16 protein-coding genes and 1 pseudogene are annotated in these 15,762 nt (G+C 61.8%); 13 read left to right on the top strand and 4 right to left on the bottom strand.

What is annotated here, in order from left to right; genetic code table 11:
• Positions 1 to 46 precede the first annotated feature (46 nt).
• The 8 genes from CO655_RS06705 (at position 47) to CO655_RS33770 (ending at position 7,780) form a co-directional block, all read left to right on the top strand.
• Positions 47 to 829: a serine hydrolase gene (locus CO655_RS06705; protein ID WP_097664247.1), complete on the top strand. Its 783-nt coding sequence runs from the start codon at positions 47 to 49 to the stop codon at positions 827 to 829.
• Between the two features lie 28 nt (positions 830 to 857).
• On the top strand, positions 858 to 2,399 hold the full coding sequence (locus tag CO655_RS06700) for an ABC transporter substrate-binding protein (RefSeq protein ID WP_097664168.1): 1,542 nt from the start codon (positions 858 to 860) through the stop codon (positions 2,397 to 2,399).
• A gap of 134 nt (positions 2,400 to 2,533) precedes the next feature.
• On the top strand, positions 2,534 to 3,979 hold the full coding sequence (locus CO655_RS06695; protein ID WP_097603936.1) for a M20 family metallopeptidase: 1,446 nt from the start codon (positions 2,534 to 2,536) through the stop codon (positions 3,977 to 3,979).
• A gap of 256 nt (positions 3,980 to 4,235) precedes the next feature.
• Positions 4,236 to 5,180 (top strand): tripartite tricarboxylate transporter substrate binding protein, encoded by a 945-nt coding sequence (locus CO655_RS06690; protein WP_010029797.1) that lies wholly within the window; start codon positions 4,236 to 4,238, stop codon positions 5,178 to 5,180.
• Positions 5,177 to 5,665: a tripartite tricarboxylate transporter TctB family protein gene (locus CO655_RS06685; protein ID WP_010029796.1), complete on the top strand. Its 489-nt coding sequence runs from the start codon at positions 5,177 to 5,179 to the stop codon at positions 5,663 to 5,665. The genes CO655_RS06690 and CO655_RS06685 overlap by 4 nt, the downstream gene beginning before the upstream one ends.
• Positions 5,666 to 5,750: 85 nt before the next feature.
• Positions 5,751 to 7,268 (top strand): tripartite tricarboxylate transporter permease, encoded by a 1,518-nt coding sequence (locus CO655_RS06680; protein ID WP_097603938.1) that lies wholly within the window; start codon positions 5,751 to 5,753, stop codon positions 7,266 to 7,268.
• 151 nt (positions 7,269 to 7,419) lie between these two features.
• A complete protein-coding gene (locus tag CO655_RS33775; protein ID WP_097603939.1) occupies positions 7,420 to 7,590 on the top strand; it encodes a hypothetical protein in 171 nt (56 codons plus the stop codon).
• Positions 7,591 to 7,606: 16 nt separating this feature from the next.
• Entirely contained in the window at positions 7,607 to 7,780 is a 174-nt protein-coding gene (locus CO655_RS33770; protein WP_176539223.1) for a hypothetical protein, read from the top strand.
• On the opposite strand, the gene CO655_RS06670 is transcribed toward CO655_RS33770, so the two are convergent.
• Complete coding sequence (locus tag CO655_RS06670) at positions 7,771 to 8,862, bottom strand: DUF475 domain-containing protein (RefSeq protein WP_097664167.1); 1,092 nt, start codon at positions 8,860 to 8,862, stop codon at positions 7,771 to 7,773. The genes CO655_RS33770 and CO655_RS06670 overlap by 10 nt on opposite strands.
• A gap of 346 nt (positions 8,863 to 9,208) precedes the next feature.
• On the opposite strand from CO655_RS06670, the gene CO655_RS06665 reads away from it, so the two are divergent.
• The 3 genes from CO655_RS06665 to CO655_RS06655 all read left to right on the top strand — a co-directional run bounded on the left by CO655_RS06665 (position 9,209) and on the right by CO655_RS06655 (position 10,627).
• Entirely contained in the window at positions 9,209 to 9,439 is a 231-nt protein-coding gene (locus CO655_RS06665; protein ID WP_010032149.1) for a hypothetical protein, read from the top strand.
• 63 nt (positions 9,440 to 9,502) lie between these two features.
• On the top strand, positions 9,503 to 9,682 hold the full coding sequence (locus tag CO655_RS06660) for a hypothetical protein (protein WP_010032152.1): 180 nt from the start codon (positions 9,503 to 9,505) through the stop codon (positions 9,680 to 9,682).
• A 228-nt stretch (positions 9,683 to 9,910) separates the two neighbouring features.
• A complete protein-coding gene (locus CO655_RS06655; RefSeq protein WP_097604077.1) occupies positions 9,911 to 10,627 on the top strand; it encodes a hypothetical protein in 717 nt (238 codons plus the stop codon).
• A 6-nt stretch (positions 10,628 to 10,633) separates the two neighbouring features.
• Here the strand turns inward: CO655_RS06655 and CO655_RS06650 are convergent, their stop codons facing one another.
• The 3 genes and pseudogenes from CO655_RS06650 to CO655_RS34260 all read right to left on the bottom strand — a co-directional run.
• Positions 10,634 to 11,128 carry a hypothetical protein gene (locus CO655_RS06650; protein ID WP_097664246.1) on the bottom strand — a complete coding sequence of 165 codons (495 nt, stop codon included), beginning with the start codon at positions 11,126 to 11,128 and terminating at the stop codon, positions 10,634 to 10,636.
• Between the two features lie 395 nt (positions 11,129 to 11,523).
• A complete protein-coding gene (locus CO655_RS06645; RefSeq protein WP_097664166.1) occupies positions 11,524 to 12,567 on the bottom strand; it encodes a porin in 1,044 nt (347 codons plus the stop codon).
• Between the two features lie 383 nt (positions 12,568 to 12,950).
• Positions 12,951 to 13,145 (bottom strand): annotated as a pseudogene (locus tag CO655_RS34260) (hypothetical protein); the annotation flags it as partial.
• A 77-nt stretch (positions 13,146 to 13,222) separates the two neighbouring features.
• Between CO655_RS34260 and CO655_RS34755 the strand changes: the two are divergent.
• The gene (locus CO655_RS34755) at positions 13,223 to 13,402 is read left to right on the top strand and encodes a hypothetical protein (RefSeq protein ID WP_097664165.1); all 180 of its coding nucleotides are present in this window, start codon (positions 13,223 to 13,225) and stop codon (positions 13,400 to 13,402) included.
• A 193-nt stretch (positions 13,403 to 13,595) separates the two neighbouring features.
• Positions 13,596 to 15,755, top strand: coding sequence for a type VI secretion system tip protein TssI/VgrG (gene tssI / locus CO655_RS06630; protein ID WP_097664164.1), 2,160 nt, complete (start codon positions 13,596 to 13,598; stop codon positions 15,753 to 15,755).
• The last annotated feature ends 7 nt before the right edge of the window (positions 15,756 to 15,762 follow it).

Genomic DNA, 15,762 nt, shown 5'->3' with positions numbered 1-15,762 from the left:
ACAACTTCATGCAATCTGCGAAGCGCAGCCATTCGTCACCCGGTTCATGGTGCGCAACCTGCGCACCGGTGAAACGATAGAGCGCGGCGCTGACGAAGAAACCCCTTCGGCCAGTACCCGGAAGACATCGATCATGATGGCGGCGCTCAAGGCCGTTCATGAAGGCCGGCTCGATCTCGACGAGCCGATCACCTACGAGGCTCGCTTTGCCGAGGAAGTGGCAAGCGGCATGTTTCGCTACCTGACGCCGGGCATTGTCATTTCGCTGCGCGATGCGATCACCGGGATGATGGTGTTGAGCGACAATGTCTGCACCAAGATGGTCTTCGAGCGGCTGACGCTCGAGGAGGTCGACGGCTATTGCAAGTCGATCGGCATGGACGCCACGCATCATCGTTTTTTAATTCCACCGCTGGCCTTATCACCTGATCATTCGCTGCGGTCGGTCACCACCACCACGGCACGCGACCAGATTTTTCTCCTGCAGGCGATCCTCGATGCACAGACTTCGGAGGAAGCGGCAGAAAGATTGCGCTGCTCGCAGGCGCTCTGCCGCTACGCGCTTCAAACCCTGAAGAACCAGATCTTGCGTTATGCGATCCCGTCGAGATTGCCGTTCGCCACCGTGGTTGCGCACAAGGGCGGCACGGGCAAGCGCGGCCGCATGAATGCCGGCATCGTTTATCTGGGCGAAGAGCCCTTCTATGCCATTGCCGTATTCACCGATGACGTGCCTCAGGCCATGGCGGACGGCACGCCGGGCTACACGATCGCGCTCGAAACCATCGGCCGGCTCTCACGGGCCTGCTGGGACAATTTTAAACCTTGATCATCGACAAAACAAAGAGGGTAGAACAATGAAGAAAATTCTTCTCGCCGGCACGATGCTGCTTGGCATGGCAGGTTTCGGGCATGCGCGCGACATCGTCGTGGCTCAGAGTTCGGATCTGCGCAGCAGCAATCCCGGGGTCAATCGCGACGGCAATACCGACGGTGTTATCCTGCACATCGTCGAGGGCCTGGTCGGCTATAACAATAGCGGCGAGGTCAAGCCGCTGCTCGCCAAGAGCGTCGACGTTTCCAGCGATGGCCTTAGCTATACATTCCGCCTTCGCGGCGACGTGAAATTCCACAATGGCAAGCCGCTGACCGCCGACGACGTCGTGTGGAACTGGAACCGTTATCTCAAGCCCGAGACGAAATGGACGTGCCTTTCCGATTTTGCGCCCGGCGGTGCCGCCCCCGTGACCGGTGTGAAGGCGCTTGATGGATCGACCGTCCAGATCACGCTCGAAAAGCCCTCGGCCGTCTTTCTGGGTCTGATGTCGCGTCCGGAATGCGGTTACACCGCCATCATTTCCCCCGATTCCGTGGCTGCGGATGGCAGTTTCGTCAAACCGGTCGGGACCGGTCCGTTCATGTGGGACGAATGGAAAAAAGGCGAGTACATCCGTCTCGCCAAGTTCACCGACTACGTCTCTCCCGAAAATGACGGCAAGCCGGACGGGATGGTCGGCTCGAAACGACCTTTGGCCGACGGCATCAAGTTCATGGTCATTCCCGATGCATCCACCGTCAAGGCAGGACTGGAGTCCGGCGCCCTCGATACCGCCGAGATATCGCCCGACCTTATTCCGGAAATCAAGGCGAGCAATAAGCTGCAGCTGATCGTCGCCCGCAACAACGGCAAGAACCTGTTCTACATCCAGACGCGCGACAAGGTGCTGAGCAAGCCCGGCGTGCGGCGCGCGATGGCAATGTCGCTCGACCTCGGCGAGCTTGTCACCGCCGCCTCAAATGGAACCGGCGAGGCGAACGGCTCGATGGTATCGCAGGATTCCGTTTATTTTGACGATACCCAGAAGCAGAGGCTGCCCTACGACATCGAGGCGGCGAAGAAGGAATTGGCCGATGCCGGCTACAAGGGCGAGCCGATCACCATCATTGCCAACAAGCGCGGCAATGTTCCAAGCTTTCCCGCCGCGGTTATGGCGCAGGCGATGATGCAGCAGGCCGGATTGAATGTGCAGATCGAAGTTCTCGACTACGCAACGCAAGTCGACCGTCGCCGGTCCGGCAACTATCAGGTGATTTCGCAATCGGTCGCCCCGCGGCTCGACCCTGCGCTGATGTACAGTTTTTATGTCGGCAACAAAGACAAGAATGCTTCACTGATGTGGGACGATCCCAAGGCCGTGGAACTGATGAAAGCGGCTTATGTCGAAGCCGATCCGGCCAAGCGGCAGAAGATCTTCGACGCGTTCCATGAGCTGATGCTGAAGGAGGCGCCGGGCATTTTCCTCTACGACATGGTCGACGTGTGGGGTGCGACGAAGACGTTGAAGGGCCAGCCGGTCTGGCAGTCGAACGCCCGCCTCTGGGAAGTCTCGGTCGACTGAAGAATCTCGCGGCGCCGAGGCGCAGACGCCGCTGCACTTCGGATTGGCAACACGACAGGACCGGCAGGCTCGCCTGCCGGACCGATATGTCATGCCGGAGGCCTGCTGGCCGCCGGGAGAAGCAAGGATCAGGGATGAGCAAGGAAGCAGTGGATGCGATCGTTTCGTCGATCGAGCGTATGCGGCCGGCCTGCGCGGTGCTGAGCGACAGGATTTGGGATCTTGCCGAACTGAAATTCGAGGAGAAGAGTTCTTCCGGTCTGCTGGCAAAGGCCCTTGAGGACGAGGGCTTTTCCGTCCGTCGCGGCGTTGCCGACATGGAGACCGCCTTCATCGCAGAAGCCGGCGCGGGCAAGCCGGTCATTGCATTTCTCGGCGAATTCGACGCACTCGCGGGCATGAGCCAGATTGCGGGCATCGCCGAGCAGCGTTCGCTTGCGGCAGGCGCGACCGGACATGGCTGCGGCCACAATCTTCTGGGAGTCGGGTCGTTGATGGCCGCTGTCGCGCTCGCCAACCATTTGAAGGATAACGGCATTTCCGGGACTGTGCGATACTATGGCTGCCCCGGCGAAGAGGGCGGCTCGGGCAAGACCTTCATGGTGCGTGCGGGGGCGTTCGACGATGTGGACACGGCTCTCACCTGGCATCCCGCACCGTTCAACGGCGTCCGCTCCACAAACAATCTCGCGGTGCTGGAATATTATTACCGGTTCAAGGGCGTTGCGGCCCACGCTTCCAATGCTGCGCATCTCGGCCGATCCGCACTCGATGCCGTGGAGCTTATGAATGTCGGCGTCAATTTCCTGCGCGAACATATGCCACAGGACTGCCGCGTGCATTATGCCATCACCGATGCCGGCGGACGGGCTGCCAATGTCGTGCAGGCGCAGGCCGAGGTGCTCTACCTCATCAGGGCGCCGGACATGCCACAGGCTCTCAATCTCGCAGCCCGCGTGGAAAAAGTCGCGCGTGGCGCCGCGATGATGACGGAGACCGACGTGGAGATCGTCTTCGATACGGCTTCCACGAACCTTCTCCCGAATATTACGCTGGAAACGGCGATGCATGAAAACATGATGGCGCTCGGCCCCGTCGCCTTCGACGAAGCCGATATCGCCTTTGCGCGTCGCATCCAGAAGACGTTTACCGACGAAGCCATCGCCAGCAGCATCAGGCTGTATCAGATCGGGCACGACGTCTTCTCCGCTGCCAAGATCGATGGCGCGATGCCGCTCCATCTCGGGCTGCGGCATTTCGAGGGCCATTCGCACTTTCGGGCAGGCTCGACCGATGTCGGCGATGTGAGCTGGGTGACCCCCACGGCCCAATGCTGGGCTCCTGCCTGGGCCATCGGCACCAACCCGCATACATGGCAGGTCGTTGCGCAAGGAAAGGCGCCGGCTGCGCATAAGGCCATGGCGCATGCAGCCAAGGCTCTCGCCCTGACCGGTCTTTCCCTGGTGAAATCACCGGAGCTGATGAAGGCGGCGAAGGCCGAATGGATGGAGAAGACCGGTGGAAAGCCTTACATCTGCCCGATCCCGACGGATGTGATGCCGGGAGCGGTGAGCCGCTGAAAGCAACACGGCGGATCCGCCGCGCGGGCAATTACGGCAAAAAAGTGTCCTTTCCTCCTGGATATCTTGCCGATGTCAGCTAGATGACAGCTTGTTGTGGTGGCTTTGGCTACTTCTTCTCCGTGGAGGCGGAGAACTGAAGCCTTGGGAGGCATTCCGCTCGTCATTCGGACAACTGTGTCCGCCGGCCGGCTACCCCTCCCGATTCCCTGGAGAATAACAGGCGGTGCGCTCAGCCGCCGACGGAGGACAAATCGTGAAGCATACGTTCATCGCAACCATTCTCGCAGCCGCCATCGCGCTGCCGGCCTATGCGGCCGACTATACCATCATCGCGCCGGCCGCGCCCGGCGGCGGCTGGGACCAGACGGCCCGTTCGCTGCAGACCGCGCTGCAGCAGGAGAAGATCTCCGGCAACGTCCAGGTCCAGAACGTCCCCGGCGCCGGCGGCACCATCGGGCTGGCGCAGTTCAGCAGCCAGGCTGCCGGCAACCCCAACTCGCTGATCGTCGGCGGCTATGTCATGGTCGGCGCCATCCTGACCAACAAGTCGCCGGTGACGCTTAAGAACGTCACGCCGATCGCCCGCCTGACCGGCGAATATGAGGCCGTCGTTGTTCCCGCCTCGTCCGATATCAAGACCATGGCCGATCTGGTCGCGGCGCTGAAGAAGGATCCGGGCGCTGTTTCCTGGGGCGGCGGTTCGGCCGGCGGCACCGACCACATCACCGTCGGTCTGATCGCCAAGGCCGCCGGCGTCGACCCGACCAAGATCAACTATGTCGCCTTTTCCGGCGGCGGCGAAGCGCTTGCCGCCATTCTCGGCAGTCAGGTTACGGCCGGCGTATCGAGCTACAGCGAGTTCGAATCGCAAGTGAAAGCGGGCACGCTGCGTCTTCTTGCCGTATCGAGCGACAAGCGTATCGACGGCGTCGATGCGCCGACGCTGAAGGAAGCCGGCACCGACGTCAGCATCCAGAACTGGCGCATGGTCGCCGCTGCCCCCGGCCTGTCGGCAGAGCAGGTCGCCGCCATCACCTCCGATTTCGAGAAACTGCACGGCTCCGCCACCTGGCAGGAAATTCTGAAGACCAAGGGCTGGGCCGACACCTATCTGTCCGGCGACGCCTTCAAGGCGCAGCTTGAAAAGGATGTCGCTGCCACTGAAGGCATTCTCAAAGAGATCGGACTTGTTCAATGAGCGGGGATAACTCCTCGGCAACCACGCGCCGCCCTGATTGGGCGGCGTTCATCATTGCCGCTTTCCTCTTTGTTGTCGCCGGCGTGATGTTCTGGGATGCATCGCATCTGAAAACAATCGCGCAGTATGACCGCATCGGCCCGGCAACGATGCCCCAAGTGGTGGCCTTCGGCCTCTTCTGTCTTGGGATCTGGACCGTCGCCGAAGCCTGGCGCGGCGAGTTTCCGGAACGCGATCGGCAGGAAGTGGCGCCCGTTATCTGGATCATTGCCGGTCTTGTCGGACAGATGCTGCTTCTGCGCCTTGCCGGCTTCTCGATCGCCACCGGTCTGCTGTTTGCATTCACGGCGCGCGGCTTCGGCAAACGGAAGCTCTGGATCTCGCTGCCGTTCGGCATCGTCTTCAGCTTCGTCGTCTGGGCGATCTTCTCGCAGCTGCTGCAGCTGACGCTGCCGGCCGGCCCGCTCGAACGCCTGTTCTTCTGACGGCGCGCGCGCTGTCGGCACTTTTGATTTTTGCGCAGCGCCGGATCGCGTAACGCACGGCCGGGAACGCGCTTGGGATATCAAGATGAGCACATTCGAATTCCTATGGCAGGGGATCCTGGTTGCGATGCAGCCGATGAACCTGGTTTATGCGCTGGTCGGCGTGACGCTCGGCACTGCCGTCGGCGTGCTGCCCGGCATCGGACCCGCCCTCACCGTGGCGCTGTTGCTGCCCGCCACCTACAAGCTCGACCCCGGCGGTTCGCTGATCATGTTCGCCGGCATCTATTACGGCGGCATGTATGGCGGTTCGACCACCTCGATCCTCTTGAACACACCAGGAGAAAGCGCCTCGATCGTCACCGCGCTCGAGGGTAACAAGATGGCGCGCGCCGGGCGCGGCGGGCCGGCGCTGGCGACAGCGGCGATCGGCTCCTTCGTTGCCGGGTTGCTCGCGACACTCGGGCTCGCCTTCATCGCGCCCTATATCGTCAAGCTGGCGCTGGTCTTCGGGCCGCGCGAATATTTCGCGCTGATGGTGCTCGCCTTCGTCACTGTCTCCTCGGCTTTCGGCGATTCGGCGCTGCGGGGACTGACCTCGCTGTTCATCGGCTTTGCCCTTGCCATGGTCGGCATCGACCAGCAGACAGGGCAGGCGCGGCTTTCCTTCGGCATACCCGACCTGCTTGACGGCATCGAGGTGACGACGCTCGCGGTGGCGATGTTCGCGATCGGCGAGACGCTTTATATCGCCGCGCAGCGCAACCGGGCGGAGGATAAGGTCGAAGCCGTCAAGGGCTCGCTCTGGATGAACGCGCAGGACTGGGCGCGCTCGTGGAAAGCCTGGCTGCGCGGCACGCTGATCGGCTTTCCGATCGGCGCCATGCCGGCGGGCGGCGCCGAAATCGGCACCTTCCTCTCCTATGCGACCGAAAAACGGCTGGCGAAGAACCCCGAGGAGTTCGGTCATGGCGCGATTGAAGGCGTGGCCGGCCCGGAGGCGGCGAACAACGCATCTGCGGCCGGCACGCTGGTGCCGCTGCTGACGCTCGGCCTGCCGACGACGGCGACGGCGGCGATCATGCTGGCCGGCTTCCAGCAATACGGGCTGCAGCCCGGACCGCTGCTGTTCGCCACCAACCCGCAGCTCGTCTGGGGCCTGATCGCCAGCCTGCTCATCGCCAATGCCATGCTCCTGGTCTTGAACCTGCCGCTGATCGGGCTCTGGGTGCGGCTGCTGACCATTCCGAAGCCGTGGCTTTATGCGGGCATCCTGCTGTTTGCGACGCTCGGGACGATCGGCGCCAATCCGTCGGTGTTCGAACTCGGCATGCTGCTGGCTTTCGGCCTGCTCGGCTACGTGATGCGGCTCTTCGGCTATCCGATTGCGCCGACGGTCGTCGGCCTGATCCTCGGGCCGCTTGCCGAACAGCAGCTGCGCCGGGCACTGGCGATCAGCCAGGGCGACGTCACGACGCTTGTGATGTCACCGATCGCGGCAGGCCTTCTCATTGTTGCAGCGGCCGCCTTCCTCATCCCGCTGATCCTGCGGCTGCGCGGCCGGGGACAGGTGCTTGCGCAGCTGGCGGCAAACGAAGACTAAAAAGACAAACTTACCCCTGCCTCAAGGCCGGCCATGGAGACATGCGCCGGCCTCTTCTTTTTGCATGGCTGAGATGAGTTTACGTGCATTGTCCTGGAGGACGGGCGGCCCCATTTGCAGGTGGTCAATCACAGAACGAGAGCAAAACACAATGTCCGCTATCCGCAGTTCCATCCGCACCGGTTTCCTTGGCCGTGCATTTGCCGTGCTCGGCGCCGCAAACGCGGTCAGCGCCGCTGTCGAAGCCGGCCGCCGGCCGCGCGCCCGCGACCTCAGGGAACTCGGCATCGACCCGGCCTCCTTCGGTCAGGTCACCCGCTAAGACCTTCAAGGCATGCATGAATGAAACAGCCCGCAACCGGATGGTCGCGGGCTTTATTTTGTTCAACGGGCCGCAACGCCAGGCGCTGCGGCTTCTTGAAGCGCGTCGCGCTTCAAGCCTTTGTTTCACGCATGTCGTCGTCGCAAAACCGCGCACGCTTTTGCGCGGCATGCTCTATCGTCAGGCGTGAAGTTCTTCCTGCCGGGGGGCGTGATCTTCCACCCGCGCGCGCCTGTTGTGGCGGATGGATGACCAGAGCGACAGGCCGATCAGGGCCGCGCCGCCGAGGCCGGTGATCACCTCGGGGATGTGCACCAGGGTCTGCGCATACATGATCACCGAGAGGATCAGGATGGCATAGAAGGCGCCATGCTCGAGATAGCGGTATTCGGCAAGCGTTCCCTTCTCCACCAGCATGATCGTCATCGAGCGCACATACATGGCGCCGATGCCGAGGCCGATCGCGATGACGAAGAGGTTCTGCGTCAGGGCGAAGGCGCCGATGACGCCGTCGAAGGAGAAGCTGGCATCCAGCACCTCCAGATAGATGAAAGCGCCGAGACCGCCCTTGGCGGCAGCGCTCATCGTCTGCTGCGAGGCATCGAGCAGCTCACCGACGACCTCGACCGCCAGGAAGGTCAGCAGGCCGTAGATGGCGCAATGGACGAAGACGCTGGCTTCCTCGCCGCCGATCAGCCAGGAGAACACAAGCATCAGCGCCAGCACGAAGGCGATCTCGATGCCCCTGATGGTCGCTGAGCGCGCCATCACTTTTTCCAGGCCGCGAAGCCAATGGATTTTCTTCTCGTGGTCGAAGAAATAGCTGAGGCCGACCATCATCAGGAAGGTGCCGCCGAAGGCTGCGATCGGCAGATGCGCATCGTTCATGATGCGGGCATATTCTGCGGGCTCGCGGGCAGCCAGCACCAGCGCGTCCCAGGGGCCGATCCGTGCCGCGATCGCGACGATCGCCAGCGGAAAGACGATGCGCATGCCGAAGACGGCAATGATGATGCCCCAGGTGAGGAAGCGTTTCTGCCAGAGCGGCGTCATCTCCTTCAGCTTGTTGGCATTGACGATGGCATTGTCGAAGGAGAGCGAGATCTCGAGTACCGCAAGCACGGTGCAGATGAAGAAGACGGTCGCCATGCCGCCGATGGTGCCGGTTGTCTGCCAGCCGAGCACGGCGCCGAGAATAAGGCCGAGAGCAGTGACGATGAAAGCCCAGCGGAAATAGCCGAGCGAGGATTCATGGGTTGCAGGTTGATTCATGGCCGCACCTCACAGCCGCAAATCTTTTTGGAGAGGCTGGAGAGCGAAAAACGCGGCATGCCACAACGGGCATGCTGGCAAGGCATGGTGAGTTTTTTCATCGATGAAAAATCCGCCGGCTAAGCTGCAGGCGGTACCGACATCACGAGAGCGCCGTAAAAACTCTCGCCAGAGGGGCCCGGCACCAAACATTGTTCGCAGCCGATGTCTGGAAGGCTGCGGACAGGCTCTAGGTAATCAACTTCCCGGCTCAGTCAAGCCGGTCATTGCCGGGAGATTGTCAGTTTTTTTGGGAACCATCCCGACGCCCGCTCGTTAGACCCTGGTTGAGCTGAAAAGGAGGCCGATGATGCACACTTCGACCCATGTTCCCGACAAACGCACGGAGGCATCCGACCGCATGAAGCGGGCGAAGCCGAACCGCATGCAGAAGGCGCAGGTGCTGCCGCCGCATCATGTCGACCTGACGCTGACGCCTGGCGTCATTCATGACATCCACGTGCCGGCGCATGTGACCGGCGCAGATCTTTCCAAAGGCGGTCCCGACCTCAAGGGCCACGCGGAAACCAAGAAATAGCGCCTATTCCAACGGCTTCTTCGGCGCCTGGCAGCTGATTTTTCGAAACAGGATGACAAACATATGACGATCAACTTTGTGCCCCGCGATATCGCCATCCGGCATGAAAATGAATGGCAGGCGATACGCGAGGCGGCGGATGAGCGCATCGATATCGGCAAACGTCAAACGCCGCTTGCTTCGTCCATTCAAGGCTCAGCATCGGTTGGGAAAAACGATCCTTCGGCCGCACGCTCCGAATGAGCGGCGGGCCATTGTAGCAAGACCGGCGCCCGGCATGATGCCGGGCGTTTTGCTGTCTATCGATGCTCGTCCCGAGCGGCGCCCCGCGCGGAGTTGCAGCCGAAATGTGCTCGGAGCGCCGATGCCGTGTCAGGAAAAGATCAGCGGCACAAGCATCATCCTGTCGCCGCGCCAACCTTTCGGAAAGGATTGGCCGGCGATAATTGCGGCCTCACGGGAATCGGACAGATGGCCAAGACAGCGACACGCGGCCGCCGCAAGGCGCCGGCGAGAGGAAAGAGCAGGGCGCGCAGCGGCGGCGGCGGATTGCTGCCCTGGGCGGTGATCGGCATTGCCGCGATCGGCGGCATTCTTGCTCACGATCATTGGAAGAGCATTCAGCCGCTGCTTGCCCGCCAATCGGCGCCGGCCACGCGGGAAACGGCGGAGCCGAGGCCTGTTGCCAGGAGGGATGTTCCGCCGAAGCAGGTGGCGCTTGCCGCGCCGACGCCGAAAACGGCACCGGTCACGCCGCAATCGTTGCCGCCGGCCGCCATCCCGACACCGGCCATCCAGCCGGTCAAGGCGGTTCCGACCGCGGTTTCTCCCGGGGCTGCACAAACGGGAACGGCCGCCTTCGGTTATTGCGGCCAGGGCGCCCATATCAACTGCGTCGGCGACGGCGGCGTCTTCTGGTACAAGGGCGAGAAGATCGTCATCGCCGATATGGCAAGTCCGATCGTCGACCGGGCGCGCTGCGATGACGAGCGCAGGATCGCCTTTGCCGCCAAGTCGCGGCTGCTGGGGCTGCTGAACGCCGGACCCTTCACCATGAATGCGGCAGGCAAGACCGAGTCTTCCGGCGCCCCGCGCGTCGTTTCGCGCGATGGCCGTTCTTTCGGAGCGCAGCTGATCAACGAGGGGCTGGCGCGCAAGCCGGGCGCGGGCGGCGCCTGGTGCGCCTGATCTTCGCTACTTGCCCTTTTTCACCAGCTTGCCGCCAGTGCGGAAGCTGCCGGCGAAGGAGGAATCCTTGCTTTCGGCCGTGCATTCGATCGCGATCGGCTTGCCGGCGTAGGGATTGCCGAAGGTGCAGAAGCCGGCGACCTTGACCTGACCGGTCATCTTGTTGCCGACGCCTGTGGTGACGAGGCTGAGGGGCAGGCGGGCATTGCCATTGGAGGCGGGCTTGATCCCGGCGCCGTCGCCCTGGAAGCCGAGCGCCTTGCCATCCGACGTGAAGATGAACGTCACCGAGCCGTTGGCCAGCGTAACGCTGGCAAGCTCGTTCTTGCAGCCCTTGGTGGCGTCGAATTTGGCGACGACGAGCTTGGCGCATTTGCCGGACAGGGTAATGACGCCGGCCGCGCCGGGAAAAGTTTCTGCGGGAGAGGCCGGCGCGGCGGTGGCCGGCAAGGCAAAGGCGGCGGACAAAAATGCGGCGGCTGCAAGCGCGGATAAGTTCATTTCGATTTCAAACCCCATGTGCTGGCGAGGCGAATCACTGCCTCATCCTCGATTCGCCATGGCATGGTTCTGTGTTCGAATTTGGTTCCGCCATTCCCGCGGCATAAGATTCTCACCGGCTGCGGGGGATCAGCGATCGACGGCAAATACGTGAAAAGCCCGTTGGGCTTGCTGGCCGGAAGGCTCGGCAATGGCGTAGCTGTCAGCTATCGACAACAAGCCGGCATGATCTGACGGTGGCAAGGCACTCGTTGAGCGCCTGCCGTCTTGATTGCACTGTCTGATCAGGGGGAATGGGTCCAGGCAGGGAAGTCCAGACCCATTCTTTCCCGATCGGAGGTCAGTCGGATCAGGAATTTGCGGCTGCCGGTCTAGACTAGCCGGCAGCCTTTTTATTAGAACGCGCGCTGCAGGCGGAAGAAGCCCGAGGTGACGTCGTCGGCATTGTCCGGATCGAGGTACTGGACCGAGATCTTCGTGGAGAGGTTGTCAACGATCTGGTAGTCGATCGTTACGCCGGCCTTCCAGGCGCTGACGTCGTCGTTGAACTCGCCGGCAGTGACGCCGTAGTTGTCGTAGTACTGAACAGCCGGGGTGATCTTCAGCTTGTCAGTTGTCTTGATGGCGTATTCGGCAGCGATAGCCCATTCAGCCTTGTTGTAGTAGGCGTTCGGGTTGGATGCGTAGACGACTGCGAGGCCGAGCGTGCCCGGACCGACGGCAACCGTACCCATAGCGCGGACGGCGCCTTCTTCGTTGTCGGTGTCGTAACCGGCCGTGATCTGGTAGCTGAACGCACCAGCCTTGCCGCCGAGACCAACGGCTACGCCGACGTTGTTGGCGGTTTCGCCGTTGTAGAACGGGCTGTCTTCCAGTTCGTCGACGCTGATGCCAGCGTAGAAGGCGTCGGTTTCGTACTGATAACGGATGGAGTTATGCAGCGTGACCGGCGAGCCGATATCGTCGGTTTCGCCCGAGAGGCCGTCGTCCCACCAGCTGTAGAACAGACCGGCGCGGAAGCCGGCGATGTCGATGTAAGCGGAGTCGAGCTTGGCTTGCTGGGCCGAAGCGTTGTCAGCATTGAACTGCATGACGATAACGCCGGTCAGCGGACCATATTCGGTGTCGCTCTTAGCCGTGAACTGAACCTGGCCGCGCGTACGAGCATCCCAGTCCGAGTCGTTGGCAACGGAACCGCCGCCGCTGGCGCCGATCGAGCTGGCGTTCGGAGCAACGTCAACCTGGAAACGGACATAACCGTTGATCTTGAGGCAGGTTTCGGTGCCCGGGATGTAGAAATAGCCGGTGCCGTAAGCGTCGCAGACGCGGACATATTCAACCGGTTCCGGCTCGGCAGCAACGATAGCGTCAGCCGCCTGAGCGCCGGATACTACTGCGAGAGCAGCAGCGGAGCCGAGAAGAAGGCTCTTGATGTTCATGGAATAACCTCCAGTTCAGATGCGAGAGGATGAAGACCGTTGCCATCGGCAGTCCCTACGGATCTTCACCCCGTGTGAGCGAAGCGGCGCCTTTTTGACCAGGTGCCTGCCTCGCCGCGGTAGTTACATAGGCGATATTGCGCCGCAATAACGATATCGATCATGACAGCAGGCTGGCGCTGCTATGTTGCTGAAATAACACGTGTTTTGTCACGAATCTGTCACGTGCCTGTCGCAAATCTCGCCGTGAACAACGGTGGGCTGAGCCACGAAAACAATATGCAATTCGTGCTCGCGTAAGCATGTCCTCATATGCGCGCGCGCCATAACCGCGGTCTGTGCGAATCCGGGGATGGCTAATAAGCTGCCGGGGAGAGAGGAGTGGCGACGACCAGTTTGGCGCGCTTGCCGGAAAGCGTAATGACGCTGGCGGTGCCGGGAAGTGTCTCAGGCGCGGAGGCAGGCGCGGCAAAGGCCGGCAAGGCGAGGGCGGCGGAAACAAGGGCGGCGGCTGCCGGTGCGAGAGATCTCCCACCCTCTGTCTGCGCCGGCGAACCGGCCGTGCGCTGGAAGGTCAGGTACTCGCATTGTTCAGCGACGTGATTGGGGCGGTGTTCTCGGCCTGAATCGCCTCCTTGACGCGGGGCTATCACCTATGCCCCAAGAACTCACTCCAGGGTGGCTTCTTGCGGGCGACATTACCGCTCACATCGATATCACTGCCCACCATCGCGCTGCCGGTCAGCTCGACATCGCAGACCTTCGCAAGGGCCAGACCGCCAACAAATGGAAGGTTTTACGCGACGCCTGCGCGGCACGCGAGCTGCTGGGCTGAAGGATCGTGCGCTGGCCGTCCTCGACGCGCTTCTGACATCTTATCCGGACACGGACCTGTCTGAGTCGACCGAGGCCATTCAAGCTTGACGTCTTTACGCTTGCAACTATGTTGATCGCACAAACATGGCGTGCATTTTCTGCTCCGTTTTTCGGTGGAGCCTTTGTCGGATTTGAAGAGTATTGGGGTCCTCATGGACGATTTGCAGTCCCTCGCCGCCGATTTCATCCAGGCGAACCGAATCCTGAAGATCGTCTCGCCGCTCGGCGAGGACCAGCTTCTGCCGGAGCGGGTGACGATCGAGGAAGGTATCTCCTCGCTGTTTGAGATCAAGCTTTCGGCCCGCACCAAGAAGCCGTCGGTCAAGCCGGAGGAACTGATCGGCCGGCTGATGGATGTCTCCGTGGAAGTGCAACAGGGCGATGGCGAGGGCGCCGTGCGCCGGCCGTTCAACGGTCTGGTGACCGAACTCAACGAGGGGCCGCCGATCACCCGCGGCCTCAGGTCCTATTCCATGGTGCTGCGGCCGCAGATGTGGCTGCTGTCGCGCCGCTCCGACTGCCGCATCTGGATGGACAAGACCTCGGTCGATATCGTCGAGACGCTGTTTTCCGAACACGGCATCCCGGCACCCGACACCTCCGGCGTGATCACGCCACCGCCGCCGCAGCATTATTCGGTGCAGTGGAACGAAACCGATCTCGCCTATCTCACCCGCCGTTTCGAAGAGGACGGCCTGTTCTACTGGTTCTCCCACGAGGACGGCAAACACAAGCTGCATGTGGCCGACAGCGCCCAATCCTGGCTCGGCCCGTCGCCCTCGGCACAGGGCGAGGTCCGGGTTCGCCTGGCGCAGGGCTCGGCCGACCGCAACCACATCACCGAGTGGAGCCGGCGTTACTCCTATGTGCCGGGCCAGCGTGCCGGTGCCGACTGGAACTTCGAAACGCCGCGCATGGTGCCGGGCACGATGACGCCGTCGCTGGTGCAGATGCCGGAAGCGACCAAACGCGAGCTTTACGAATATCCGGCGCGCATTTCCTCCGTCGCCGAGGCGGAGCGGGCGGAAAAACTGAGGATGCAGGCTTCCGAAGCCGATCACGACCGGGTCTTCGGCGGCTCGACATCCCGCATCCTGGAGGCGGGACGCCGCTTCACCCCCTACGAGGTCGCTCATCCCGACCACGTCTACGAGGAGCATGTGGTGGTGAAGACGACCCATACCGTCGTCGACCGCTCCTACGAGACCAACAGCAACGAGCCGGAATACACCAATACCTTCGAGGCCGTGCCGTCACGCGTGCCGATGACGCCGCACCGCGAGACGAAGCGGCCGCGCATCGAAGGCACCCAGGTGGCGATCGTCGCCGGCCCTTCCGGCGAGGAAATCCATCCCGACCAGTACGGCCGCATCAAGCTGTGGTTCCCCTGGGATCGCAAGGCGAAGAAGGACGGCTCCGACACTTGCTGGGTGCGCGTGGCGCAGAGCTGGGCAGGTTCGACCTGGGGCGGGCAGATCATCCCGCGCATCGGCATGGAGGTGATGGTCGCCTTCGTCGACGGCGACCCCGACCGGCCGCTGGTAACAGGCGTCGTACCGAATCCGGCCAATGCGGTGCCCTACGACCTGCCGGCGAACAAGACGCGGAGTGTATTTAGGACAAATACCCACAAAGGACATGGACATAACGAACTACGCTTCGAGGACGAGGCTGGACGAGAAGAAATCTATATGCATGCTCAGAAGGACATGAGCATCCGCGTAAAGCATAATGTAGCAAGGAACATCGGCGGAAATGTCGGAGAAGTTATTCACGGCGAGAGCACCGAAGTCGTCGGCTATACGAAATCGCTCCGCGTCGCCAAGGACTACAATATAACGGTCGGCATGGGCGGTTTGTCCGCTGGCATGATTAGCGGATTGGCGTTCTCAGACGATTTCTTACAGAGGTTCATGCCAAGTTTCCATCTTCTCTCCGGCCTAGCTCCCGGAACGACAGGAGACTTTCGCGTGACGGCGAAGGGAAACGTCTTCATGAGCACGGGCACGTCCTTGGTGATGAACAGTATAGGAGCGACAATACTCCAGTCTGGTGGCCCCATTACCTTAATGACTGCCCAGGGTGTCGAAATCAGCGCTCACGCGGCGGCCTCGTTGTCCGCCCACAAAGGCGTGAATATCGTGTCTGCCTCTTTTGTTAAGCTGCAGGCGGGAGACGGCTACATTATGGTCTCGGAAGATGGCGGTATTCGCATCAAAGGAACCTATCTTGAGATTGAGGCAAGTGAAACAATCCGGTCGAAGGCAGGGGCAGAGTATACCGTCCAAGCCAAGAGAATAGACCTGAACTAGGAGATCC

The sequence above is a fragment of the Rhizobium sp. M1 genome (assembly GCF_002531805.1).
Lineage (GTDB): Bacteria > Pseudomonadota > Alphaproteobacteria > Rhizobiales > Rhizobiaceae > Rhizobium > Rhizobium etli_C.
The sequence above is the reverse complement of the archived record's forward strand: the minus strand, read 5'-3'. Positions and strand labels throughout refer to the sequence as shown.